The sequence below is a fragment of the Cylindrospermopsis raciborskii Cr2010 genome (genome assembly GCF_003367075.2).
In the GTDB taxonomy this organism is placed as follows: Bacteria; Cyanobacteriota; Cyanobacteriia; order Cyanobacteriales; family Nostocaceae; genus Raphidiopsis; species Raphidiopsis raciborskii.
The window spans coordinates 1171698-1197602 of the sequence record NZ_CP065936.1 but is presented as its reverse complement, the minus strand read 5'-3'; the positions used below and the strand labels follow the sequence as shown (position 1 = coordinate 1197602).

19 protein-coding genes and 1 tRNA gene are annotated in these 25905 nt (G+C 39.6%); 16 read left to right on the top strand and 4 right to left on the bottom strand.

Features of this window, described 5'->3' with window-relative positions; genetic code table 11:
- The first annotated feature begins 366 nt into the window (after positions 1-366).
- From glyQ to C6N34_RS05430, 5 genes are all read left to right on the top strand, one after another.
- The gene (gene glyQ, locus C6N34_RS05450) at positions 367-1254 is read left to right on the top strand and encodes a glycine--tRNA ligase subunit alpha (protein ID WP_057177606.1); all 888 of its coding nucleotides are present in this window, start codon (positions 367-369) and stop codon (positions 1252-1254) included.
- The gene (locus C6N34_RS05445; protein WP_057177607.1) at positions 1251-3590 is read left to right on the top strand and encodes a ComEC/Rec2 family competence protein; all 2340 of its coding nucleotides are present in this window, start codon (positions 1251-1253) and stop codon (positions 3588-3590) included. Before glyQ ends, C6N34_RS05445 begins: the two co-directional genes overlap by 4 nt.
- Positions 3591-3736: 146 nt before the next feature.
- Positions 3737-3821 (top strand) — tRNA-Ser (locus C6N34_RS05440).
- 30 nt (positions 3822-3851) lie between these two features.
- Positions 3852-5663 (top strand): proline--tRNA ligase, encoded by a 1812-nt coding sequence (gene proS / locus C6N34_RS05435; RefSeq protein ID WP_115539115.1) that lies wholly within the window; start codon positions 3852-3854, stop codon positions 5661-5663.
- Positions 5664-5889: 226 nt separating this feature from the next.
- Positions 5890-6501 carry a GerMN domain-containing protein gene (locus C6N34_RS05430; RefSeq protein ID WP_006276251.1) on the top strand — a complete coding sequence of 204 codons (612 nt, stop codon included), beginning with the start codon at positions 5890-5892 and terminating at the stop codon, positions 6499-6501.
- A gap of 54 nt (positions 6502-6555) precedes the next feature.
- Here the strand turns inward: C6N34_RS05430 and accB are convergent, their stop codons facing one another.
- Both accB and efp read right to left on the bottom strand, forming a co-directional pair.
- Positions 6556-7038 (bottom strand): acetyl-CoA carboxylase biotin carboxyl carrier protein, encoded by a 483-nt coding sequence (gene accB, locus C6N34_RS05425; protein ID WP_006276250.1) that lies wholly within the window; start codon positions 7036-7038, stop codon positions 6556-6558.
- Between the two features lie 280 nt (positions 7039-7318).
- On the bottom strand, positions 7319-7891 hold the full coding sequence (gene efp / locus C6N34_RS05420; protein WP_006276249.1) for an elongation factor P: 573 nt from the start codon (positions 7889-7891) through the stop codon (positions 7319-7321).
- 153 nt (positions 7892-8044) lie between these two features.
- Between efp and C6N34_RS05415 the strand changes: the two genes are divergently transcribed.
- The gene (locus C6N34_RS05415) at positions 8045-9142 is read left to right on the top strand and encodes a peptidylprolyl isomerase (RefSeq protein WP_006276248.1); all 1098 of its coding nucleotides are present in this window, start codon (positions 8045-8047) and stop codon (positions 9140-9142) included.
- Positions 9143-9161: 19 nt separating this feature from the next.
- Here C6N34_RS05415 and C6N34_RS05410 read toward each other — a convergent pair whose 3' ends face one another.
- Positions 9162-10241 (bottom strand): AI-2E family transporter, encoded by a 1080-nt coding sequence (locus tag C6N34_RS05410; protein WP_057177609.1) that lies wholly within the window; start codon positions 10239-10241, stop codon positions 9162-9164.
- Between the two features lie 378 nt (positions 10242-10619).
- Here C6N34_RS05410 and C6N34_RS05400 point away from each other — a divergent pair, with 378 nt between their 5' ends.
- From C6N34_RS05400 to C6N34_RS05385, 4 genes are all read left to right on the top strand, one after another.
- Complete coding sequence (locus C6N34_RS05400; RefSeq protein ID WP_096545670.1) at positions 10620-11288, top strand: DUF1614 domain-containing protein; 669 nt, start codon at positions 10620-10622, stop codon at positions 11286-11288.
- Positions 11289-11440: 152 nt separating this feature from the next.
- Positions 11441-13378, top strand: coding sequence for an ATP-dependent zinc metalloprotease FtsH (gene ftsH, locus C6N34_RS05395; RefSeq protein WP_096545668.1), 1938 nt, complete (start codon positions 11441-11443; stop codon positions 13376-13378).
- Positions 13379-13831: 453 nt separating this feature from the next.
- A complete protein-coding gene (locus C6N34_RS05390; protein WP_057177613.1) occupies positions 13832-14299 on the top strand; it encodes a hypothetical protein in 468 nt (155 codons plus the stop codon).
- A 16-nt stretch (positions 14300-14315) separates the two neighbouring features.
- Positions 14316-17090 carry a KGGVGR-motif variant AAA ATPase gene (locus C6N34_RS05385; RefSeq protein WP_115539114.1) on the top strand — a complete coding sequence of 925 codons (2775 nt, stop codon included), beginning with the start codon at positions 14316-14318 and terminating at the stop codon, positions 17088-17090.
- On the opposite strand, the gene C6N34_RS05380 is transcribed toward C6N34_RS05385, so the two are convergent.
- Positions 17058-18506 carry a TM0106 family RecB-like putative nuclease gene (locus C6N34_RS05380; RefSeq protein ID WP_040008294.1) on the bottom strand — a complete coding sequence of 483 codons (1449 nt, stop codon included), beginning with the start codon at positions 18504-18506 and terminating at the stop codon, positions 17058-17060. The genes C6N34_RS05385 and C6N34_RS05380 overlap by 33 nt on opposite strands.
- Positions 18507-18575: 69 nt before the next feature.
- Between C6N34_RS05380 and C6N34_RS05375 the strand changes: the two genes are divergently transcribed.
- The 6 genes from C6N34_RS05375 (at position 18576) to alaS (ending at position 25900) form a co-directional block, all read left to right on the top strand.
- Positions 18576-19769 (top strand): aminotransferase class V-fold PLP-dependent enzyme, encoded by a 1194-nt coding sequence (locus C6N34_RS05375; RefSeq protein ID WP_115539113.1) that lies wholly within the window; start codon positions 18576-18578, stop codon positions 19767-19769.
- A gap of 10 nt (positions 19770-19779) precedes the next feature.
- Positions 19780-20868: a glycosyl transferase gene (locus tag C6N34_RS05370; RefSeq protein WP_115539112.1), complete on the top strand. Its 1089-nt coding sequence runs from the start codon at positions 19780-19782 to the stop codon at positions 20866-20868.
- On the top strand, positions 20865-21278 hold the full coding sequence (locus tag C6N34_RS05365) for a secondary thiamine-phosphate synthase enzyme YjbQ (RefSeq protein WP_006276236.1): 414 nt from the start codon (positions 20865-20867) through the stop codon (positions 21276-21278). Before C6N34_RS05370 ends, C6N34_RS05365 begins: the two co-directional genes overlap by 4 nt.
- Positions 21279-21421: 143 nt before the next feature.
- Positions 21422-22210 (top strand): Nif3-like dinuclear metal center hexameric protein, encoded by a 789-nt coding sequence (locus C6N34_RS05360; RefSeq protein WP_115539111.1) that lies wholly within the window; start codon positions 21422-21424, stop codon positions 22208-22210.
- A 186-nt stretch (positions 22211-22396) separates the two neighbouring features.
- Positions 22397-23065, top strand: a complete 669-nt coding sequence (locus C6N34_RS05355) for a hypothetical protein (protein WP_057177619.1) — start codon at positions 22397-22399, stop codon at positions 23063-23065.
- Positions 23066-23263: 198 nt separating this feature from the next.
- Positions 23264-25900: an alanine--tRNA ligase gene (alaS, locus tag C6N34_RS05350; RefSeq protein ID WP_115539110.1), complete on the top strand. Its 2637-nt coding sequence runs from the start codon at positions 23264-23266 to the stop codon at positions 25898-25900.
- Positions 25901-25905: the final 5 nt, after the last annotated feature.

Sequence of the window (25905 nt, the reverse complement as noted above, 5' to 3'; positions counted from 1 at the left end):
TCAGGTATTATTTTCTTGACTTGACGAGTAGATTGCTTTATACTGTCTTTCAAACTATATTATTTTCAAGGTTCGGGTGGACTTGGGAGTCGCTGTTTCCTGCGTCTCTCTTAGCCACTTATTCAATATAGCGAACCTCTTTGAGAATGTCAACTACTTTTTTCACTTTTTTTGAAAAAAGTTTTTTACCAAAATTTTAGGGGCTGAAACCTCCCTAGAATACCGTCTTTGGGCAATAATGGTTTGGCAGTCGCCACCAAAACCATTATAAAAATAAGGATAGTCACATTTTAGCTACATTTATGGGTTTATAGGTGCTAAGACTCCTTTAATCAAGCTAAAAATTTTCTAGGCGTGGAGGTTACAGTGAATTTTCAGTCGGTAATAGCAGCTCTACATCAATTTTGGGGACAGCGTGGTTGTTTAATTGCTCAACCCTATGACATGGAAAAAGGTGCGGGAACTAAAAACCCCCACACCTTTTTAAGGGCTTTAGGTCCTGAACCCTGGTCAGTAGCTTATGTTGAACCCTGTCGTCGTCCTACCGATGGACGCTATGGTGAAAATCCTAATCGGTTTCAACACTACTATCAGTATCAAGTTTTAATTAAACCTTCACCGGATAATATCCAAGAGATTTATCTTGATTCTTTAAGGGTTTTGGGTATTCTTCCAGAAGATCACGATATTCGGTTTGTGGAGGACAATTGGGAAGATGCAACAGTTGGTGCGTGGGGCACCGGTTGGGAAGTTTGGTTGGATGGTATGGAAATTACCCAGTTTACCTACTTCCAACAATGTGGGGGGATTGATTGTCGTCCAGTTTCTATTGAGATTACTTATGGACTGGAAAGATTAGCAATGTACCTCCAACAAGTGGAAGCTATCACCAAAATTCATTGGACAGACCACATCACTTATGGTGATGTTCATCTTCAAGGTGAAATTGAACAGTGTGTCTATAACTTTGAGGCCTCCAATCCCGAAATGTTGCTCAATCTCTTTCATATATATGAGCAAGAAGCATCTCAGCTTTCAGAAAAGGGTTTAGTTTTACCTACTTTGGATTATGTTATCAAATGCTCCCACACCTTTAACCTGCTTGATGCTAGGGGTGTGATTTCTGTAACGGAACGAACCCGATATATTGCCCGAATTCGCCACCTAGCCAGGAAAGTAGCCCATTTATATGTGGAGCAACGCCAAAAACTGGGGTTCCCCCTGCTGAAAAATAATGGAGGTAGGGAAGGTTGATTATTTGTCTTGCTTATATTTTGGGTCTACTACTGAGTATTTTTCCCTGGGGGGGATTTTTTATCTTAGCATTCGGTGTGCTGGCGGCAATTTCTTTGCGGAGAGTTTTCCTCGCTGTGAAAAGGTTTTTTCCCTATCACATCAAATCTATTACTCAAGGACAAAAAGGGATAAACGCTCCCTTAACTCTACCTCATCCGCGAGTATGGTTAATAGCTGGTTTAGTAGGTTTAATAGCCAGTTTTTATTGTCAATTTCGCACTCCTCAACCGGGATCCCAAGACATTAGTTCATTTATCTCCAGTGAAAATAATACTAATCAGGCCCAGTTGGTGGTTGTTCGCGGTGAAGTTGTAAATACCCCCCGGTTAACTCGTAGTCAGCGAGGACAATTTTGGTTCCAAGCTAAACAACTGGATGAGGTGAAAAATGATCGCGGTCCTGCTGGTTTACCTAGGGTAGTAACTGGTAAATTATATGTAACAGTACCTATACTACAAGCTACGGGTTTATATCCTGGTCAACAAATCACTGTTACCGGAATGTTATATAAACCTAAACCAGCTGATAACCCTGGGGGTTTTGATTTTCAAAAATACCTCCGTCAGGAGGGTAGTTTTGCTGGTTTGATTGGTAAACAGGTTAATCTGATTGATGAGGATATCCCTTGGGGATGGTGGCAAATTCGCCAACAAATTGTCCGCTCTCAAGTTCGTTTTTTAGGTGTACCTGAAGGTCCTTTAGTCAGTGCTATGGTTCTGGGTAATAAGGCGGTTGATTTACCCTATAATGTTCGAGATTTATTTGTTAATGTGGGTTTGGCTCATGCTCTAGCTGCTTCTGGTTTTCAAACTTCTCTCATTCTGGCGGTGGTTTTACAGTTAACCAAGTCCGCCAATAAAAAAGTGCAACTTTTTTGTGGAGCTTTGGGGTTGATAATTTTTCTGGGTTTGGCTGGGTTACAACCATCTATCCTGCGAGCAGTAATTATGGGATTTGCTGCTTTAATTGGTTTGGCTTTAGACAGAAAGGTTCAACAATTGAGATCTTTGCTCTTAGCAGCTACACTTTTACTATTATTTAACCCGGTGTGGATTTGGGATTTAGGTTTTCAATTGAGCTTTTTAGCTACTTTGGGTTTGATGGTTACCGCAACCCCTATTACTCAACGCCTGGATTGGTTACCTCCCCTATTTGCTACTTTGATTTCCGTTCCCCTTGCAGCTACAATTTGGACTCTCCCCTTACTGCTACATATTTTTAGCACTGTGGCTATTTACAGTGTCCCCCTCAATATTTTTGCCACCCCTCTGATTTCTATTCTTAGTATGGGAGGAATGATTAGTGGGTTGGTAAGTTTACCCCTGTCAGATTTAGGTGGCTATGTGGCAACTTTATTATATTATCCTGCTCATATATTAATTAAAATGGCAGAATTTTTTGATAATTTGCCGGGAAATTCTCTAAATATTGGTAGTATATCAATTTGGCAGATGTTGATTATCTATGGCTTAATTGTTGCTACTTGTTTAGTACCTTGGTGGCAAAAAAGATGGTGGTTGGCTGGTTTGATTGCTACTATTTTGGCAGTTGTTCCTATTTGGTACTACACCAGCAATTTATTAAAAATAACCCTCCTGGCAACCAATAGTGAGCCTGTTTTGGTAATTCAAGATCGGGGCCAAGTTACTCTCATTAATAGTGGTGATCCTGGCACAGGACGTTTCACTATTTTACCTTTTCTTCGTCAGCAGGGAATTAATCATATTGATTGGGCAATATCTACTAATTTTTCTGGAGATGCAAATAATTCCTGGTCTGAGGTTATCAATGATTTACACATTAAAAACTTCTTGGATTATACCTCCCCCCAAATTAATCCGGTAACTACCCAGGCACTTCGAGAACTCTTACGACAAGAACAAACTAACTATCAACCTTTATCATCGGGTCAATCGGTTAATACGGGTTCAGTGATGGCAAATTTTAATAATGATAAACTACCAATTCTCCAATTACAAGTTTTTGGACAAAATTGGTTACTAATTGGCAGTGTTAAGTCTCAACAAATTGCTCAACTGGCACAAGATGGCAACCTGTTATCTCCTCAAGTGGTATGGTCCCCATCAGAGTCTTTAGAAGATTTAACAACTGCTTTAAAACCACAAGTGGCGATCGCACCTACCAATAAGGTTAATAAGAATAGTTCAGATCAAATACTACAAGGGAAAACGAAACTTTTTTTTACAGGTAGGGATGGAGCTATTCAGTGGGATCCTCAACAAAATTTTCAGTCTTTCATCCAAGTGTCGGAAAATGAATCTTCCAATTTGTAGTCTTTACCCAAGATCGGTTAATTATCATTGGCCAACCTACGAGGTTGGGCACTATCCCCTTGACAAAAATAACAGGTATGGTTTACAATTACAACTCGAGTTGGTATTCAGTAATTAACTTAGTAAGTCTTAGTAGGTTAACATGGGGAGAGGTGGCAGAGTGGTTGAATGCGGCACACTCGAAATGTGTTTTGGGGCAACTCAACGGGGGTTCGAATCCCCCCCTCTCCGTTTTGAAAGGCTCCACAAAAAGGAAAAATGATGCGCTTATCACAGAAGTTATTTGTTACGCTTAGGGACGATCCAGCGGATGCGGAAATTCCCAGTCATAAATTGTTGTTGCGTGCAGGTTATATCCGTCGTATTGGTAGTGGGGTCTATGCCTATTTGCCATTAATGTGGCGAGTTTTACAGAAAATCTCCCAGATAGTCAGGGAGGAAATGAACGCCACAGGTGCAGAAGAATGTTTGCTACCACAACTACAACCAGCTGAGTTATGGAAGGAGTCAGGAAGGTGGGATACTTACACCAAGGCGGAAGGAATTATGTTCTCCTTAATTGATAGAAGGGAACAACATCTAGGCCTAGGTCCCACCCATGAAGAGGTGATTACTACTATTGGCCGTGACATGATTCGCTCCTATCGCCAACTTCCAGTACATTTATATCAAATTCAAACTAAGTTTCGAGACGAAATCCGCCCCCGTTTCGGTTTGATGAGAGGTAGAGAGTTTATCATGAAGGATGGTTATTCTTTCCATACTGATGAGGAAAGTTTAAAGAAAACCTACCAGGATATGTACCAAGCCTACAGTAACATATTGCGGCGTTGCGGATTGGCTTTTAGAGCAGTAGAAGCTGACTCTGGTGCAATTGGTGGTTCTGGGTCAACAGAATTTATGGTTCTAGCGGATGCTGGGGAAGATGAAGTCCTCTATACTCAGGATGGCAAATATGCAGCAAATGTGGAAAAGGCAGTTTCCTTACCTGCTGATGCGGAACCATCTAATTTTAAAACTTGTGAAAAAGTGCCAACAGCAGCAACAGAGACAATCGAAAAAGTATGTGATTACTTGAAATGTTCCCCTACCCAAGTAGTGAAAAATGTTTTATATCAAACTGTTTATGATCAGGGGTTAACAGTTTTAGTGTTGGTGAACATTCGGGGAGACCAGGAAATTAACGAAGTCAAATTACAAAACGAACTGACCAAATTAGCTCCCCAATTTCATGCCAAAACGATAATTAGTCTCACAGTGCCTAATCAGGAAGCGATCGCCAGTTGGGCAACCAAGAGCTTACCCTTGGGTTACATTGCTCCTGATTTGAGTGATGATTATATTGCTACCCGTGAACAGGTACATCCAAAATTCATCCGTCTGATTGATCAAACAGCGGTAGAATTAAATCACTTTGTGACAGGAGGAAATGAATCCGGATTTCATCTAGTTGGGGCCAACTGGCAAGAGCAGTTTAAACTACCCGAACTAGTAGTAGATATTCGGAAAGCAAAACCAGGCGATCGCTCGGTGCACGATCCCAGTCAAACCTTAGAAACGGCCAGGGGTATAGAAGCGGGTCATATTTTCCAACTAGGAACAAAATATTCCCTAGCCATGGGTGCAACTTATACCAACGAACAAGGAGAAGAAAAGCCCTTAGTCATGGGTTGTTATGGTGTAGGTGTATCCAGACTGGCCCAGTCAGCAGTTGAACAATCTTATGATGGGGATGGAATAATTTGGCCAGTGGCGATCGCTCCTTATCATGCCATTATTAGCATTCCCAATATGAAAGATACTCACCAGGTAGAGATTGCCGAAAAAATCTATACAGAGCTGAACAAAGTAGGTATAGAGACCTTATTAGATGACCGAAACGAAAGAGCAGGGGTAAAATTCAAGGATGCAGACCTAATTGGCATTCCCTACAGAATAGTGACTGGTCGTTCCATCAGCCATGGTAAGGTAGAAGTAGTTACAAGAGCAACTCGTGAATCTCAGGAAATTGCCATTGAGAACCTAGTAGACACACTAGAAAGCTGGATTAGTCAAAGAGATGTAACAACCTAAATTACCTCATATTAACCTATAAGTAGGGAGACACAATTATTTGTAGGATGGATCGAGGAACGAAACCCTTACGGGCGTTGAATTTCACACTTCAACCCAACCTAGGTTCATCTTATATTTAATTTCACCCACCCACTTACATGTTGCAGATGAAAAATATCAACCTAAAATTAGAGATAAGTCTGGTAATAAACCATTTGAGTTTTATGTTAAGCAGGTTTTATATATGAACGACCAACCAAGAACAAATCGTAATATTTCTTCAGGAGTAATAGCCGCTGTTTCAGCTACAGTAGTAGCAATAAGCGGTGGTGTTGCGTGGTTGAGTTCTCAAACACCCAATGCTCCCATACAAGGTAACCCCAACCAAAGTATAGAAAAGCAAAAACCATTAACAAGCCAAACAGGTCAAGAACAAACGGCTAATATATATTGGCTAAAACCAACAGCAAAAAGTTTTCAGTTAGTTGCTCAACCCGTAAAAATTGCTAGTGACCAACCAGGTCAAGCATTAGAAAGTGCTTTAAACACATTGTTAGAGGGTCCAAAAGAAACCAAAGACTCAACAACTATTCCCCCAGGTACAAAATTGCTGAGTCTGAAAATAGAGAACAATGAAATTCATGTAAACCTGTCAGAAAATTTTACTGGTGGAGGTGGTAGCGCTTCTATGGTGGGTCGGGTGGGTCAGGTTGTCTACACTGCTACAACCCTAGATCCCAATGCTAAAGTTTACCTAGAAATTAATGGTAAACCCTTAGAAGTATTGGGTGGTGAAGGAGTAGAAATAGAACAACCACTAACCCGTAAAACCTTCCAGGAAAACTATCCTCTTTAGCGGGTATTCACCAAACGAAGTGTGGTGAAACTTTCCGAAATTAGGCAAATCCGACTAATCAGGATTAACTCGCATTAAAGGTTGACCATATTCTACGGGTTGACCATTTTGCACCAGAATTTCCATCACCTGTCCAGAAACCTCAGCTTCAATTTCATTCATTAATTTCATGGCCTCAATAATGCAGACGGACTGACCTACCCGAACCCGGTCTCCCACCTCTACAAAAGGTGCTTCACCGGGAGCAGGAGCGCGATAAAAAGTTCCCACCATAGGAGACTGGACCTCCATAAATTTAGAAGCAGCTGCATTAGTTAGGTGTCCCCCGGTAGGACTATCTCGGTGACTAACTGACTCTGGTAGCTGAACCGGTGCGGTTTGAGTCACCGTTGGTACAACCGGTGCTGACACAGGGAAATTATTTCCCCCTTTAGAGACTCTCAGCTCAAAATCATCGCTTTTGAGTGACACCTCAGTAATATCAGTTTGTGCAATAGTAGCTAACAATTGGCGGATTTCATTAAAATCTAATGGCACAGTATTTTTTACCTCGACCTAACCGTAAATTTCTTTTTTCCATCCATCACAATCACCAGATAAATTGGTATTAATTATGACGCTATTACGACGCTAAACAATTATTCGCTAGTCAATACTAGACAACAGGAAATAATCAAAACACTTAAATAATTGTAGACGTTAATAGTAAGTGCTAACATTTATTAACGTATATTGTTGATAATTAGGGCTTGCTGAATATTACCGACAAATTTTGTTAATCTTGCCCATTTTAGGAGGTAATATTCACCAACAAGGCCTATTCTCGCCCTAAGTATTTATCTTCTCTAGTGTCTATCTTGATCCGTTCACCTGTAGTAATAAACAAAGGAACCATGACAATTGCATTAGTTTCCAATTTTGCTGGCTTAGTGCCCCCGGTAGCGGTATCACCCTTGACACCTGGGTCAGTTTCTACCACCTCCAGAACTACAGAATTAGGGAGTTCAACTTCTAGAACCTGTTTTATATTCTCTTCTTTTGACCAAAAGGTGACATTAACTTCCATACCTTCTTTCAGGTACTTAACACCATCACCAATTTGGGTGGCCTTTAATCTATCTTCCTCATATGTTTCCATATCCATAAAGACAAATTCATCACCTTCCTTATAAGTATGTTGCATGGTAATTTTCTCTAAACTTGCTTGAGGTACGGTTTCCCCAGCGCGGAAAGTTTTTTCCACCACGTTACCATTTTGGACATTTTTTAATTTAGTTCTGACAAAGGCGGAACCCTTACCGGGTTTAACGTGAAGAAATTCAACTACTCGCCAAACGGACTGGTCTAACACGATAGAAACGCCGGGTCGAAAATCATTACTGGAGATCATGAAACTTACAAATATTAGAAGACAATCGGGATTTATTGTAACCGTAAATTAGGACCTGGTGAATAAACAAGGATGCGGTAAAGACATAAGAAGATATAGAGCCCCAATATGGGAAGATGGATAGTTGGTTACTTCCTGCATTTGAGAAACTCCATGTTTAAGTTTATCAGGTCTGGGCTAATATATAGCCTAAAAGTCATACTGCTGGGAATGATATTTTTAGGAACCAGCACCACCGGGTGGACTTCCTACGCAGCTCTACCGTCTGGGAATGCTATTACAGATGGTAAGGCTTTGTTGAGATATGCACTTCCCATAGAAAATCAACCAGTACGCAAACTGCAAGCCAGTTTAGAGGATATTTCCAACCAACTACGTGCTAATAAGCGATGGGGTGCGATTTCCAGGGATCTGAGTCAAGCATCGCGAATTCTTGACAGACCCTCCCAAATCTTAACCAGCATTCCCCCAGAACGCCAACCCCAAGCTGAATTTTGGATTGGGGAGTTAAAATCTGGCATAGGAGAACTGCAAGAAGTAGTGAAAACTAGACAAAAAGCCCCCGTTTTGGAAGGGAGAGCCAAGTTACTCAATCTTGTGAGTTTATTAGAAGAATCCATGGTTAAGGGGTTTCCCTTTGAAGTTCCTGCTGAATTTAGTAACCTACCTCAACTCAAAGGTCGTGCTACTATTGCCATAAAAACAAACAAGGGAGATCTAACTGTAGTAGTAGATGGTTACAGTGCTCCAGTGACAGCTGGTAATTTTGTAGATCTGGTACAAAGAGGCTTTTATAACGGATTAAAATTCACCCGTTCTGAAGAGTCCTATGTTTTACAAACGGGAGATCCAGAAGGCAAAGAAGTTGGTTTTATTGACCCTGTAACGGGTAAATATCGAGCTATTCCCCTAGAGATTTTAGCCGAAGGGGATAAACAACCAACTTACGGTATTACCCTAGAAGATGCGGGACGTTATCTAGATATGCCAGTATTACCATTTTCTTCCTTTGGAGCATTAGCGATGGCGCGTCCTGAGGGTGATCCGGATGGTGGTTCTTCCCAAATTTTCTTCTTTTTATTTGAACCAGAATTAACCCCAGCAGGGCGTAATCTTTTGGATGGACGCTACGCCGTATTTGGTTATCTGGTTGAAGGTAAAGAGATTTTGGATAAGCTGAAAGCAGGTGATATAATCCAGTCAGCTCAAGTTATTCAAGGAATTGAAAATTTAGTTGAGCCACCAGCATAAGAGGAGGGAGGGGAGTTGACTACTCCCCTTGGGAATCATCATCAGTAAGAATTACTAAGTCAACTTCATCATGACCATGGTGTTCCCAGCAATCTAATACGTCCTTAACCAATACTTCCTGAATCCAAATTTTTGCTACCACCGTCAGGGGTAATGCTAGAAATAAGCCTAAAAATCCAAAAAAGGTGACAAAAAATAACTGAGAAATTAGGGTAACAGCTGGTAATAGAGAAACCTGGTGTGCCATCACCATAGGAGTAATAAAACTGCTTTCAAGCTGTTGGATAAAAAAGTAAAGAATTAGGACAAAAATTGGTTTCCAAGGAGAATCTAAAAGAGCGATCGCCATAGCTGGAACCACACTCATAGTGGGGCCCAAATTGGGAATTAAATTCATCAATCCTGCCAAAACACCCAAAGCCAAAGCTGCTTTGACACCTAAAATTGACAGACCAATTAAGCTCATCAATCCCACCAGACAAACAGCGATAAAAGCTCCTGTCAGCCATCTTTCTAGCGAATCCTCACACTGATTCAAAATTCCCTCTACTCGTCGTCGATAAAAGGAAGGAAAGAGTCTAACAAATAACTTTTGATAAGCTGCAGGATTAGTTAGAAACATTGCGGTTAAAACTAAAACCAATAAAATATTGAGAACAAGTACTAAAGAACCAGAAACAAAAGCAAAAGAATTACCCAAAACCCGATTAATTAAGGGTTGAGCTTCCGCGATCAAACGATTAAGATCAGGGATGACAGGTTCCAATTCCTGGGGAATATGACTTCTTTGTTCATCTACCCAGGTATTAACCCGTTCAAAACCTTGAGGTACTCGTAAAGTCAGTTCTTGGAATTGGTGAACAAAGGGTGGCACAATTACCCAAAAAAAAGCAACTATACCCACCAGAAAAAACATCACGGATAAAAAGACAGCTAGTCCACGTTTAATTCCCAGATTTTGACAGGTTCTGGCCAATCTATTTAGGGTCGTAGCTAAGACCACAGCAGCAAATATCAATAGTAATACTTCACGTAGTTGCCATAATATGTACAGAGATACAACTAAAGCAATTAAACCAATCCATTGACCAAGTTTCACGGATACACTCCCCAAGTTTGTTGAACTGTAGCTTTAACTTTGTCTTTTTGAGACCATGGGTAAAACAAGAAAGGATATCATGAATATGGTCGGAAGCAACACCATCATGAGCGCATTTACTGCTGTAGGTGGGAACAAGAATATAGGACCTACATATTTAATCAAAGCTGAAATCAAAGTTGAAAGCAGAAGTAGCTTGACCAGGAAAAAGAGTTGATTATTCATAGGGGTGTGGTGATACCCATTTTGGGGTTGGGTAGATACGAATTAGAAGTTCACTGTGTAGTCTCTATAATAGAAGAGAAACTGATTATTCGCAGAGTGTGGGTTTTACGGGAACTAAGTGCAGGAACTAAAAAGGAGGGAAACAATTAAGATATGATCTATCTACCAGTTTCAATACTGTTATTTCTGGTGTTGCTGTTACTTTTACCCTTTATTTGGTTTGCTCTAGCAGTAGACATAGTAGAAATTGCCGTAGCCAAGTTAGGTTTTTCTCCTCAAATTGCCTTCTTCCTCTTTTTGCTAGTAATAATTACTAGCACAATCAATATTCCCTTATACCGACTGGAAAACACCATAGAAGTAGTAGACGAATTTGCCACCCTGTGGCTAAGGGAATTTTGGGGAATCCCGTTAAGAAGACTAGACCGGTCTACAGTTGTAGCACTAAACGTAGGGGGTGGTTTAATACCCGTACTTTTAGCGTTATACCAAATTTCCCGAGGAAACCTGTTGGCAATTACCCTGGTAACCACCATTGTATCAGTGGTTGGTTATTTTGCAGCTCGGATAGTTCCCGGAATTGGAATTCAAATGAATCCGTTATTAGCTCCTCTAACTGCGGTTATATCAGCCATGATAATAGCCCCTCATGCAGGGGCTCCCGTAGCATTTGCGGGAGGTATTCTAGGCACTGTTATTGGTGCTGACCTATTACATCTTAAAGATATTCAATCCATGAGTGAGGGCGTTTTAAGTATTGGTGGTGCGGGAGTATTTGACGGTATTGCTTTGTGTGGACTATTTGCTTTATTATTAAGTTAATTAAGTTCATGACTAGGTTAATCAACCAATTAGCAATTACTCAACTAAGAGGGTGGGTGGAATTAAATATAAGATAATTGTGCCTACCTACTTATCAAGTTGTTAAGTCAACCATAAAGTAATCAATTATCAAACTTTTGAGGTAAATTATCGTGCCTGTAGAAACTAACAATAAGAACCAGATGCAAAAGCCAAAACTGCGACAGTTTGGCGGAAGTTTCTTAATCTTAATGACCATTTTATTACTGTTGAATTTAATAGTTCCCAGCATTTTGGGACCTAGGTTACAACAAGTACCTTACAGTGATTTTATTAATCAGGTAAAAGCTGGTAAAGTAGATAAAGCAATTGTGGGAGGAGACCGGATTGAATATGCGATTAAAACCCAAACTCCCGAAGGAAAAATTGTGGAGCAGGTTTTTAGAACCACACCAGTGGCCATAGACTTAGACCTACCGAAAATTCTGCGAGAAAATAACGTGGAATTTGCCGCCCCACCCCCCAATGAAAATGCCTGGATTGGTACAGTTTTAGGTTGGGTTGCACCTCCCTTAATCTTCTTTGGTATTTGGGCTTTTCTCATGAGTCGTCAGGGAGGGGGACCTGCTGCATTAACTGTGGGAAAAAGTAAAGCTCGAATTTATTCAGAAGGTAGCACCGGTGTGAAATTTCCCGATGTTGCAGGTGTTGATGAAGCCAAAGCGGAATTGGAGGAAATAGTTGACTTTTTAAAAAATGCTAGTAAGTACACAAACTTAGGAGCAAAAATTCCCAAAGGTGTATTATTAGTGGGACCACCGGGAACAGGTAAGACCTTATTAGCAAAAGCCATTGCAGGTGAATCAGGAGTACCATTTTTTAGTATTTCTGGGTCAGAATTTATTGAATTATTTGTAGGTGTAGGTGCTGCTAGGGTAAGAGATTTATTTGAACAAGCCAAAAAACAAGCTCCCTGTATAGTCTTTATTGATGAATTAGATGCTCTAGGCAAATCTCGGGGTGGAGCTAGTGGTTTTGTAGGTGGTAATGATGAAAGGGAACAAACCCTAAACCAATTATTGACAGAAATGGATGGTTTTGACGCTAATACAGGCGTGATAATTATTGCTGCTACTAACCGTCCTGAAGTTTTAGATCCTGCATTACGTCGTCCCGGGAGGTTTGACCGTCAAATTGTGGTAGACAGACCAGATAAAATAGGTCGAGAGGCAATTCTCAAGGTTCATGCTAGAAGTGTGAAATTAGCAGAAGATGTGAACTTAGAAATTATTGCGACTCGCACCCCAGGTTTTGCTGGTGCAGATTTAGCGAACCTAGTTAATGAAGCTGCATTATTAGCAGCGAGAAATAATCGTCAAGCTGTTCTAATGGTAGATTTTAACGAGGCTATTGAAAGATTAATTGCTGGGTTAGAAAAACGCTCCCGTGTGTTAAATGAATTGGAGAAGAAAACGGTTGCTTACCATGAAGTTGGTCATGCTATTATTGGGGCCTTAATGCCAGGAGCAGGTAAGGTAGAGAAGATTTCCGTTGTTCCCCGGGGTGTGGGAGCATTGGGTTACACAATTCAAATGCCAGAGGAAGATAGATTTCTTATGGTAGAAGATGAAATTCGTGGACGGATTGCTACTTTATTGGGTGGACGTTCATCGGAGGAAATTGTGTTTGGGAAGGTTTCTACTGGTGCATCTGATGATATTCAAAAAGCCACAGATTTGGCGGAAAGATATGTGACTTTGTATGGTATGAGTGATAAGCTTGGACCAGTAGCTTTTGAGAAAAGTCAACAGCAGTTTTTAGAAGGTTATAGTAATCCCCGTCGTGCTATTAGTCCCCATGTTGCTGAAGAAATTGATCGGGAAGTGAAGGAGATAGTTGATAATGCTCATCATATTGCATTGAGTATTTTGCAATGTAATAGGGATTTATTGGAGGAAATTGCTCAGGAATTATTACAAAGGGAAATTTTGGAAGGTGGTTATTTACGAGAAAAATTAACCCGATCTAACCGACCAGATGAAATGGATGAGTGGTTAAGAACTGGTAAGTTAAATGGTGATCAGCCATTACTACAAACTGTTTTGGGTTAGATTAGCTCAGAACCTAAATTCTCACCAGGTAGAAGCAAAATGCGATCGCATTTCCTTGGATAGGTTTGCGATCGCACAACTTTTTTTACCTACTATATTCGCTGTATTTGTCTCTCCTATGCTTAACTTATTCATGAAAATATCGCCAGAGTTTGAGTCGTTAAATTCTCAGTCTTTGTCAGTTGTTTATCATTGTATCTAAACTGTTACAGCATTACCAAATTGCTTGTATGCTGCATTATCATCTTGATGAACAATATAAATATAAGATGAACATAGGTTGGGTTGAAGTATGAAACCCAACACCCACATGTATCTCGTTCCTCGACCCATCCTACAAATAATTGCGCCTCCCTACTTATATCTAACTATGTAAAATTTTGTAACGACATTTAACATTTATAGATACTACCATGGTAGAATGAAAATCGGAATTTCAATTAGTCATTCTCAATGGCAATAATTTTCACGCAGCGTGAGATGCAGAAAGCTTGGCGTGATCACTTTTTCGCTTATCAAAAGGCCACTTTCATACACAAAAATAATGCTCACCGGTTAAATTTGTTTTATGCCGTTGAATGTGGACTTAAAGCAGTCCTAATGAAAAGGCAAAGACAAAATCGTACTGATCTCTGTCAGGATATCACAGAATGCCAGCATGACATTAATAAGTTATTAGACAAGGTGTGGTCTGGTGAACTATTAAAGTTACCAAAAATATCAATCAGCGAAATAGTAGATACCAAGGGGAATCCTATTGACCGAAAAATAAATAGTGGACAAATCAACCAAGTGTGGCGATATGGTGCAGAAGTAATTAGAATAGTAGAAGCTAATAGAATTCAAGTTGCCACAGATAAAGATATTGAAGATAGGTTGTTGAAAATATCAAAATGGATTCAAAATGAATTGAAAGATTAAAAAGATTAGCAAAACTATGAACAGATTTTTAACATGGTTGGATGTGAGAAGAAGGATTCGTCAGGAAACTAGACGTGACAGGGAACTGATAAATAAAGGTATAGTCAGAGTTAACTGCTTTTCTGACGCTGTAGAAATAGGAATTACTGATGATAAAGAATCCGCCAAAAGTGCCAAAAGTACTGTCAAACAGTGGTTTGGCGATTGGTATTTAGAAGAAGAATCAGTAATTCAACTGGATATGGGAGATGATAAGTTACCGGTAGAATTTACTGGACCGGAGGAAATAGAGATTAATCCTATTGAGATCCGTCCCTTTTGGGAAGAGATTGCCTACTTACCGGAAATAGAGACTTTACAAAAGAGTGGAATTAATCTACCAGAACCATATACTCAAACAAAAACAAATAAAACTGAATTATTAGCTTTCTATTCTTTTAAAGGTGGTGTAGGTAGAACCTTAAATTTGGTAGCCTATGTTTTGGCATTACTGGAGAGATCTAAGGAATTAAATCAACCAATAAATATCTTGGTTATTGATGCTGATTTAGAAGCACCAGGTTTGACCTATTGGAATGGTGTCAAGAATCCAGAAGTTTGTTTCCTGGACTTTTTAGAAGTTTATCATTATTCTCACCTACCCATAGAACAGACACTATCATTATTTGCTAAAAAACTGAAAAAAAATTTAAGTAGTCATATAAATGAAGACAGATCAAAAGTGTATTTTTTGCCTGCTTGTTTAAATGACCAGCAGTTGTTAGATAAACCAATCTTACCAGAACATTTAGTTAGGGGTGCTGGTGGAGTTTGGGAGTACAGTAATGCTATCAATCTTTTAGGTCAAGAGCTTGACATAAATTATGTATTTATTGATTTAAGAGCTGGACTAAGTGAGATATCTAGCCCAATAATCTTTGATCCTAGAGTTGAAAGGTTTATTGTTACCACCATTAGCGAACAGTCTATTCGTGGTACTAATCTAGTTTTACAACAAATCGGTAAAGTAGCACCATCACAATCGGATATACAACATGAGAAATATTATGATCCATGGTTATTGATTAATATGTTGAAGCAGGAAGTTATAGATTCACCCCGTTATAAAAATGCCGTGGATGGATTTTACCAAAATTATATTCAACCGGAAGATACAGAAGATGTTTATAGCAAAAGGTTGGAAATTATTGAGGCTTTCTTTGCAGAAGAACTACTCTATGTTAATAGTTGGGAAGAAGCTCGATCAAGACTATCAGCGACTACATTAATGAAGAATGCTAGAAAATGGGCAGAAACAAAGTTGATAACTGCTGATAATGCTAATAATCAAGAGGTTTTATCTGAAGATTTGTTCAATAAAAAGTTAGATGATTTGAAAAAAATCAGAGACTTATGTGAGAAATATCGATATGCAGAAACTGGCAAAGGAGAAAATTTATTGATTATAGAACCTCTACGAAATTTGGCAACTGACTTCTCGGATAAATTACCGAATGTTTTATGTATTGGTGCTAAAGGATCGGGAAAGACTTTTAATTATATACATCTATCACGGCTTAGGAATTGGGAAAGTTTTTTACATCGTGTAGATGGTAGTCAAAATCATGAAGAACCGAGAAACAAAACTTATATATTTCCTTTGCTTCAAAGTCAGTATGTTGAACCTGATGCTCAAAATATTATTGACGAGGCCAGGAAGGAAGTTCGATCAGCTTTGAAAACTACGTTAGAATTTAGCCACTCAAACTACACTGATGAAATTCAAAGGTCCCTAGAAGAAAACTGGAATGAATCAAAGTGGACAGAATTTTGGATTAGTAAGATTATTGCCAAGTCAATTGATATTAATTTGGATAGTGGTCATAATACTCTCATGGCCATAGACCGAGAATTAAAAGAAAGAAAATTAAATATTGTATTTCTTTTCGATGGTTTGGAAAATATTTTTCCAGATATTTATACCGATACTCAACAAAGGAAAGCTCTAAAAGCTTTAATTGATGACATACCCACAAAGATTTCAGAAATTAGAAAAGCAAATATAGGGGTCATTATATTCTTGCGCCGGGACTTTCTCAAGCATACTATTACTCAAAATTTAGCACAGTTTGAAAATCGCTATTCTTCCTATGATTTATCTTGGGATAGAGATTCATTTCTCCGTCTGGTCTATTGGATTTGTAGCGAATCTGGAGTCATAAATGCAGACAAAAACAGGATTTATGATTTAAGTACAGAAGATTTAAAGGGAGAATTACAAAAATTATGGGGACAGAAGTTAGGTTCTGATAAATCAAAGGAGGCCAATACAGCTTCCTGGATATTTGCTGCGTTAACTGATTTTAAGGGTAATCTGCAAGCTAGAGATATAATTCGCTTTTTATATTTTGCCACCGGTCGTACATTGGATACCTCAAAGGAAACCTCAAAAAAATGGTTTTCTACCCGATTGCTACCACCCCAAGCAATTCGTCAAGCACTTCGACCTTGTAGTCAGCAGAAAGTCGAAGAAGTGAAGGAAGAATATCCCCGGTTCAAAACCTGGGTAGACACAAAACTATCTTCATTAACAGAAAGGAAAATTCCTTTTGATGTGCAAGACTTAAAAGCTGACCAGGATACTATCAGAGTATTGGAAGAAATAGGTGTAATTTATGAAGATAAGGATAAGGATGAAATTGCCAGATTTTATATTCCAGAAATATTCCGCGAGGGTTTAGGTTTTTCAGGGACAACGGGACGACCCCGCACTTTAGCTTTAAAGCAAAAAATCTTTGGTAAAGGTAACTAACCAATCTTTTACCCGACGGGTAGCATAACAATCATCCTCATTGTAAACCTGAATCATTTTTAAAAACTCCCGATCGCCTGTTTCTAACCATTGATCATACCAATAAATACATTTGGCACCATTTGCTTTGGGATCTCGCCATGTAAATCCTAACCAATTGGCGATCGCCTTGAGTGCATAACTTTCTATTGGCAAGGCCACGGTTTCAATTAATAGTTCATAAATATCCACAAACCGAGTGAGAATCATCCTAGTTATAGAATCAGGTGTGCCATAAAGTTTCCCCAATTTATTTACTGTTTCTACTTCATAATTACAAAAGTGATAAATAGGAGAGTGGGGATATTGGCAAACTAGATCCACAAATTGCTGCCAAATTAATTCCTCTTCTTCGGGTTTTGTGGCTAAAAATGAATAAAAGGTTTCTTGCTTATTTTCTATATCAACTACTAAAACCCCTAATAAATAATTCAAATTTAAATCCGGTTGAGCTTCAATATCAAAATACAGCTCAATGCCCACATTAGATATTAGATTTCCTCTTACCACTGTTTCGGGTAACATTAAAGCGGTTTGTCTTAATGCGGACTGGGCCTGTACTACTAACTTCCACGCTATCTTAGAATCAAACCCAGTTACATTTTCTAAACTACTAGGTTGGGTTTTTGCAAGCAAATCTAAACTATTAATAGCTTTACTTCGTAAATAATTATAACGAACTGGTGTCACTCCCGGTAATAGGGAAAGATGCTGCTGCTCTCGAGCAATACTATAACACTGGTTATACCAGTGACAAAGATTACATTTTTGCCTAGCTATAAATACTTCAGGTGCTTCTGGTGAACTCATTACTTGAACATAGTCCGCCAAAATATCTAACATTTGTGGTCTCCACTTATACAAATCCACCGCATAAGTTGTTTCCTTGCTGCGTAACACCAACCAACATTCTGCTAGCATTACCTCCTGTAAAGCTCCCGCAATTTCCGCGTGAAAAGCAGCTACCACTTGATATTCTTGTTTAGGACGTTTACCTAGTTGAATATCCACGGGTACATACAACCAATCTCCCAAACTAGATTTCCCTGGTTGTTTAACCAGTAGATCCGGACAACTGAGTAAGGTATACTTATCCTCGTAAGTTGCTAACAACACTCCTCGGTAAATCATATTAACCCCCTGCTGCATTAACTTAATAGTTGCTGCTGCTCCCATTTCCCAGTTCCGAGGGGGATAGTCAGGTTGATTGTAGGTCAAGTGTTCTAACACGTTTGACCTGTGTGTAATCTTGTCTTGCTGCATTTTTACCAACAGCTCATGGGGAGTATCACGTTGCTGATAATCGCCGTGAACATCTAAGAAAGATCTTCGTTTACACCGTTGATATTGAAGGAGAAGTTCAGCATTAATGATCATTAAATTAAAATTAGACTTAAATTAACTTTTTCCCTAACCTTTCCTAGAACCGTTTTAACGGGTACTTTTATGTTGCATCACCATCGCCAAAAGTTTCCAGCTCTCACAAACAAGATTTACTTCAATTATGGGGGACAAGGACCAATGCCTCAAAGCGCAATAGATGCTGTCACCCGCACCCAAGAATATATCCAGGAAATGGGACCTTTTGGAGCTGAGGTTTATAGCTGGATATCACCTCAAATGCAGTCTACCAGAGAAGCGATCGCCTCTATTTTAGGAGTAACAAAAGATACTATTACTCTCACAGGGAATGTCACGGTTGGCTGTAACATTAGTATGTGGGGAATCAATTGGCAAGTGGGAGACCACTTACTAATTTCCGACTGTGAGCACCCGGGAGTAATTGGGACTGCTAAAGAAATTAGTCGGAGATTTGGGGTAGAAGTTTCCACCTTTCCCCTAATGAAGACCTTGAACTTGGGAGACCCTGTTAGTGTTATTGCCGAAAATCTAAGACCTTCCACCAGACTAGTGGTTTTAAGTCATGTTTTATGGAATACTGGTCAAGTTTTACCTCTTGACAAAATAGTCAAGTTGTGTAAGGAACCCAGTAGGGGAAATAATTGCTTGTTGTTGGTGGATGGAGCCCAGTCTGTGGGAGTTCTCCCTTTAAATAATCTAACAAATTTAACAGAACTGGGGGTAGATTTCTATGCTTTTACTGGACATAAATGGTTATGCGGTCCTGCAGGTGTGGGAGGTTTGTATGTCCATCCCCAAGCTAGGGAACAATTACATCCGACTTTTATTGGTTTAGATGGAGTAATTACCAATTCACAAGCACAACCCATAGGTTGGCAACCGGATGGTAGAAGATATGAAGTTTCCACCCTGTCAGTACCATTGTATAGTGGTTTAAGAGAGGCGATCGCCACACATAATGAATGGGGAACAGGAGAAGAAAGGTATGAACAAATTTGTCATAAAAGCGCCTATCTATGGCAAAAACTAACAGAATTACCTCACATCAAATGCTTAAAAGATTCCCCACCTGCAAGTGGTTTAGTTTCCTTTCAAATGACCAATAATCAGCCTAGTAGCAAATTAGTCCAATATCTGGAATCTTCCTTCCCAGGGGCAAAAATTCTGACCCGGACAATTGCTAACCCCAACTGCATTCGGGTGAGTATTCATTACTTGACCTTAGAATCAGAAATGGATGAATTAATAGTAGCCATCCAAAAGTTTACACAAGCATAAACTAACTAATATGAAAAGACCAATTGTATATATAAGTATTACTAATCATGGATTTGGTCATGCTACTCGTAGTGCATCAATCGGAGCAACAATTCAAAAATTGTGTCCTGATGTGCTCCTAATTCTAGCTACGAATGCACCCAGATGGTTGTTAGAGTCCTATATTTCGGGAGATTTTATCTGGAGACAAGTAGCATTTGATGTAGGTGTGATTCAAGCTGACAGTTTAACAATGGATAAAACAGCAACCTTAGAAAAGCTGAGGGAAATTAAAAAGCAGCAAAACTCACTAATTGCCAGGGAAGTGAATTTTCTGAGGCAAAATCGGGTTGATTTAATATTAGCAGATGTTCCCTTTCTAGCAGCGGGATTTGCTAAAGCGGCGAATATTCCCTGTTGGATGATTAGTAACTTTGGCTGGGACTTTATTTATGAAGACTGGGGGGGAGAATTCACGGAAATTGCTCACTGGATTAGAGATTGGTATCATGAGAGTAACTTATTGTGGCGATTGCCATTTCATGAACCAATGTCAGCTTTTCCCCAGGTGATAGATATAGGTTTAACTGGGGGGTCTCCCAAATTCAGTCCAGAAGAAATACGCAGCTATTGGGGAATAAACACCCCACCAGAAAAAACCATTTTATTAACATTTGGAGGTTTAGGTATACAAGCTATACCATATCACAACATTAGTAAATTTCCCGATTGGCAATTTATCACTGCTGACGCTAAAGCACCGGATCTACCCAACTTAATTAAAACGAGCAATAGCCAATATCGTCCTGTGGATTTCATGCCAATTTGTGGTAAGGTAGTGTCTAAACCGGGATATAGTACCTTTGCTGAATCCATACTTTCAGGAGTACCCATTGTCACCATACCTCGTGATGAATTTGCTGAAGGGGTCTTTTTATTAGAGGGAATTGAAAATTATCATCACCATCAAATTATTGCACCCCCAGAATTGTTTGGTGCACACTGGGATTTTCTGTATGAATCACCTCAACCACCGAAACAATCACAACCCATAGACAAGAATGGTAATGAGACCCTGGCCAAAGCAGTAGTCAATTATTTGCAAGAGAGCAGTCTATGACACATTATCAAAAGTTGCTAAGAATACCTACCACAGGTAAATCATTTCAGAATATCACAGCTAAGGTAGCATCCCTAGTGACTGAATCCGGGGTGAAAACTGGACTTTGTACCTTATTTTTGAGACACACCTCAGCAAGTCTAATTATTCAAGAAAATGCCGATCCTGATGTGTTGACAGATCTGGCAAATTTCATGTCGAAACTAGTCCCGGAAGGTAAATACTACATACATGATGCGGAAGGACCAGATGATATGCCAGGACACATAAGAACAGTCTTAACTCGTACTAGTGAAAGTATTCCCATTAACAATGGGAATTTAGTTTTGGGCACATGGCAAGCTATTTACATTTGGGAACACCGTCAGTATAATCATAATAGGGAGTTAGTGGTTCACATTTCCGGTTAAAGCTAAGTAGGGAGGCACAATTATTTGTAGGATGGGTCGAGTAACGAGACCCATGGGGGTGTTGGGTTTCATGCTTCAACCCAACCTACGTTGATCTTATATTTAATTCCACTCACCTACTTATATCAACCTCAACCTAATAGATGAAAATTGCGGATTTAATTACCTGGTTTGAAGAATGGGCAAATCCAGCTTGGAGCGAAAGTTGGGACAATTGTGGTTGGCAAATCCAACCAGGAATTTTAGAACAAAAGGCACGAGTATTAGTCTGTTTGACCCCTACCTTGGCAGTAATAAAAGAAGCGATCGCCTTAAAAGCGAACTTGGTATTTGCCCATCATCCGCTGATTTTTCATCCACTCAAATCCATACAGGTTGGGGAACCAGTAGGAGAAATCCTCAAGCTGGCTTTTACCCACAATATAGGTATATATAGTGCCCATACAAACTTTGATCAAGTAGGGGATGGAACGGCGGATGTTTTAAGTAAGATTTTAGATTTAAAAGAGGTGTTACCCATAGTCCCTACACAATTAGGTTTAGGCTATGGTAGAGTAGGCAAATTAGATCCAGCTATAAAACTAGAAGAACTACTGAAAATAATTCAAGCCAAACTAAAACCACCAAGACTAATTTTTTCACCCCATGGTAATCTTGGGGAAGAAATATGGAGAGTAGCAGTTTTGGGGGGATCCGGAGCTGGATTTATTTCCGCAGTAGTAAAAACAAAAGCTCAAGTCTATTTAACTGCTGACTGTAAGTTCCATCAGTTTCAAGAGAGTAGAGATCAGGGGTTAATTTTAATTGATGCTGGTCATTATGCAACAGAGCGTCCAGCTTGTGATTATTTAGTGAAGAAATTAAAATCCTTGAATTTGGAATGGGTGAAGTTAAGCGATGAAGATGAAGATTTTCGGCAGTTTTGGAATTGACCAGTCAAATAGATTTCTTTTCTATCAGTGGGTCAGTGGAATTAAATATAAGATGAACGTAGGTTGGGTTGAAGTATGAAACCCAACACCCGCATGGGTTACCCTAACCCATCCTACAAATAATTGTGCCTCCCCACTTAAACCCTTTTTTATAAACTCTTTTTTATAAACCATTGTGTTAGCACCATGAATCAAACCGCCATTAATCTAATAGCCATCTGTGTTTTTTTGATGACCCTGTCTACCCTATTAGGTCCACTAATCCACCTGTCACCCACCATTCCTGCACTAACCATATTAGGATTCCTAGGAATTGCCACCCTAGATAATTTTGGATTTGAGGGAAGGGGAGGAACCATATTTTTAGATTGGTTAGCGAGATTTTCCCCCACCTATCAAGAGCGAATTATCTATCATGAAGCGGGACACTTTTTAGTCGCCCATCTATCAGGAATCACTGTTACAGGATACACCCTAAGCGCATGGGAAGCATGGAAAATTGGACAACCAGGACAAGGAGGGATAATTTTAGGAGACGATGAGATTGCTCCCCAATTAGAGCGAGGAAAAATAGGAGTTTCTATGGTGGAAAAATATTGTACTATCTGGATGGCCGGGATAGCAGCAGAACTGTTGGTTTTTAAATCCGCAGAAGGTGGTGGTGATGATAAAGCCAAATTAAATCAATTTTTGACAGTCCTAGGTTTTCAAGAAACACTTTTTGAACAGAAACAAAGATTTCATTTATTACAAGCGAAAAACTTGCTGGAACAAAATTGGCAGACCTACCAAAATCTAGTTCAAGCTATGAGAAATAGATTGGATGTGGAAGAGTGCAAAAAATTGATTGCTTGAGCACCACTAACCAATCAAATAAGATTAACATAGGATAAGTAGGGAGGCACAATTATTTATAGGACGGGTCGAGTAACGAGACCCGTGCGGGTGTTGGGTTTCATACTTCAACCCAACCTACGTTAATCTTATATTTAATTCCACCCACCCACTTAGTCATATTGGCCCCATCAACTGAAATAGATTTTATCAAACCTCATGTCATCAAAGTATCTTAGCGGTAACCATATTCGTCAACTATTCCTTGACTTTTACACCCAAAGACAACACCAACCCCTCCCCAGCGCTTCCCTAGTACCAGAAGATCCCACAGTGCTGCTGACAATTGCGGGTATGTTGCCGTTTAAACCCATATTCTTAGGACAGCGCGCAGCAGAATTTAAACGAGCTACTACATCGCAAAAATGTATTCGTACTAATGACATTGAAAATGTGGGAAGGACAAAACGCCATCACACATTTTTTGAAATGTTAGGCAATTTTAGTTTTGGTGACTATTTCAAAGAACAAGCAATTGCTTGGGGGTGGGAAATATCCACACAGGTTTTTGAACTCCCTCCAGAAAGATTAGTAGTTAGTGTATTTGAAGATGACGACGAGGCCTTTAATATTTGGAAACAACAAGTAGGTGTCCCAGAAAAACGCATTAAGCGGATGGGTGCTGACGATAACTTTTGGGTTTCTGGTCCGACAGGTCCTTGTGGTCCTTGTTCAGAAATTTATTATGATTTTCACCCAGAATTGGGAGATGATCACATTGATTTAGAAGACGACAGTAGATTTATCGAGTTTTATAACTTGGTATTTATGCAATATAATCGGGATGTTTCCGGTAACCTCACACCCTTGCAAAATAAAAATATTGATACTGGCATGGGTTTGGAGAGAATGGCACAAATTCTCCAAAAAGTTCCCAATAATTATGAAACAGATCTGATTTTTCCCATTATTGAAACTGCGGCGAAAATCGCCAAAATTAACTATCATGACAGTGACGAAAATACCAAAGTTTCCCTAAAAGTTATTGGTGACCATGTGCGGGCTGTAGTACACATGATTGCCGATGACATTCGTGCATCCAATGTTGGTAGGGGGTACATTTTACGTCGCTTGATTCGTCGCGTTGTCAGACATGGAAGATTAATAGGAATTCCTGGAGAATTTATCAATCAAGTTGCAGAAACGGCAATTTCCCTTTCCCAGTCTGTGTATCCCCATTTACGCCAAAGGGAAGCAGTGATTAAAGCTGAGCTACAACGGGAAGAAGGTAACTTTTTAAAAACTTTGGACAGGGGAGAAAAACTACTGGAGGAAATTATTCAAGAGGTAAAACAACAGGGTTTAACTGTCATTTCTGGGGAAAGTGCTTTTACCCTATATGATACCTACGGTTTCCCCTTAGAGCTAACCCAAGAAATTGCCCAAGAGCAAAATCTAAGCGTGGATGTTGAAGGGTTCAATACAGAAATGCACAAGCAAATAGAACGTGCCAAAGCTGCACACGAAACCATTGATTTAACAGTCCAGGGTTCCCTAGACAAACTAGCAGAACATATTCATTCTACTGAGTTTATTGGTTATGGACAATTAGCTACAACAGCCAAAATTGCCGTCTTGTTAGTGGAGGGTATTGCTCAAGCAACAGCACCAGTGGGAACTAACGTGCAAATTGTCCTGGATAAAACCCCATTTTATGCGGAATCTGGTGGACAAATTGGAGACCAAGGTTACATTTCCGGTGACGGACTTTTAATCAAAATTGAAGATGTCAAAAAAGAATCGGATTTCTTTATTCATTTTGGCAAAATAGAAAGGGGTACGGTGAAAGTGGGGGACAGTGTAACTGCTCAAGTTGACACTGGTAATCGTCGTCGCGCCCAAGCTAATCACACGGCAACTCATTTATTACAAGCTGCACTAAAGAAAGTTGTAGATGAAGGAATTTCTCAAGCAGGTTCCCTAGTTTCATTTGACAGATTGCGATTTGATTTTAACTGTCCTAGATCCTTAACTGAAGATGAGGTTCAACAGGTGGAGGATCTGGTAAATGCTTGGATTTCTCAAGCACATCCAGCTCAGGTAGAGATATTACCATTACCGGAAGCGAAAGCTAGAGGTGCGGTGGCCATGTTTGGGGAGAAATATGGTGACCAGGTGCGGGTAATAGATTTCCCTGGTGTTTCTATGGAGTTATGTGGAGGAACTCATGTGAATAACACTGGAGAAATTGGGGTTTTCAAAATTATTTCTCAAGTGGGAGTTTCTGCAGGAATCAGAAGAATAGAAGCAGTATCAGGTGCAGCAGTTTTGGACTATTTAAATGTCCGCGATAAGGTGGTCAAGGACCTAAGTGACCGATTTAAGGTCAAACCGGAAGAAATTCCCGATAGAATCACCATTTTACAAACTGAACTTCGCCACAATGAGAAGGTAATTCAAAATCTCAAGTCCCAGTTAGCTATAGTTAAATCTGACAGTTTACTACAAACCGCCCAGGTAGTAGGGGAACATAAAATTATTGTGGCACAAATGACCGATATTGATCCAGAATCCCTCAAGGATGCTGCTGAAAGACTATTGCAAAAAATTCTCAATGGAGCAGTGGTTTTAGCTTCCATTCCCGAACCTGGAAAGGTCAGTATAGTTGCTGCATTTAGTTCTGATGTTAATGAAAAAGGTTTGCAAGCTGGTAAGTTTGTTGGTAATATAGCAAAACTCTGTGGTGGGGGAGGTGGTGGAAAACCCAATCTTGCTCAAGCTGGAGGTAGGGATGCTAGTAAGTTACCACAAGCTTTAGAAAGTGCTAAAGATAATTTGTTAAGGGCCTTGAAATAGCTCAG

Coding starts and splice junctions, on each gene's coding strand:
- C6N34_RS05370 (WP_115539112.1), top strand. CDS start 19,780: ATGAAAAGACCAATTGTATATATAAGTATTACTAATCATGGATTTGGT.
- proS (WP_115539115.1), top strand. CDS start 3,852: ATGCGCTTATCACAGAAGTTATTTGTTACGCTTAGGGACGATCCAGCG.
- efp (WP_006276249.1), bottom strand. CDS start 7,891: ATGATCTCCAGTAATGATTTTCGACCCGGCGTTTCTATCGTGTTAGAC.
- C6N34_RS05365 (WP_006276236.1), top strand. CDS start 20,865: ATGACACATTATCAAAAGTTGCTAAGAATACCTACCACAGGTAAATCA.
- C6N34_RS05390 (WP_057177613.1), top strand. CDS start 13,832: ATGGCAATAATTTTCACGCAGCGTGAGATGCAGAAAGCTTGGCGTGAT.
- C6N34_RS05430 (WP_006276251.1), top strand. CDS start 5,890: ATGAACGACCAACCAAGAACAAATCGTAATATTTCTTCAGGAGTAATA.
- C6N34_RS05355 (WP_057177619.1), top strand. CDS start 22,397: ATGAATCAAACCGCCATTAATCTAATAGCCATCTGTGTTTTTTTGATG.
- C6N34_RS05385 (WP_115539114.1), top strand. CDS start 14,316: ATGAACAGATTTTTAACATGGTTGGATGTGAGAAGAAGGATTCGTCAG.
- alaS (WP_115539110.1), top strand. CDS start 23,264: ATGTCATCAAAGTATCTTAGCGGTAACCATATTCGTCAACTATTCCTT.
- C6N34_RS05375 (WP_115539113.1), top strand. CDS start 18,576: ATGTTGCATCACCATCGCCAAAAGTTTCCAGCTCTCACAAACAAGATT.
- C6N34_RS05400 (WP_096545670.1), top strand. CDS start 10,620: ATGATCTATCTACCAGTTTCAATACTGTTATTTCTGGTGTTGCTGTTA.
- C6N34_RS05360 (WP_115539111.1), top strand. CDS start 21,422: ATGAAAATTGCGGATTTAATTACCTGGTTTGAAGAATGGGCAAATCCA.
- C6N34_RS05380 (WP_040008294.1), bottom strand. CDS start 18,506: ATGATCATTAATGCTGAACTTCTCCTTCAATATCAACGGTGTAAACGA.
- C6N34_RS05415 (WP_006276248.1), top strand. CDS start 8,045: ATGTTTAAGTTTATCAGGTCTGGGCTAATATATAGCCTAAAAGTCATA.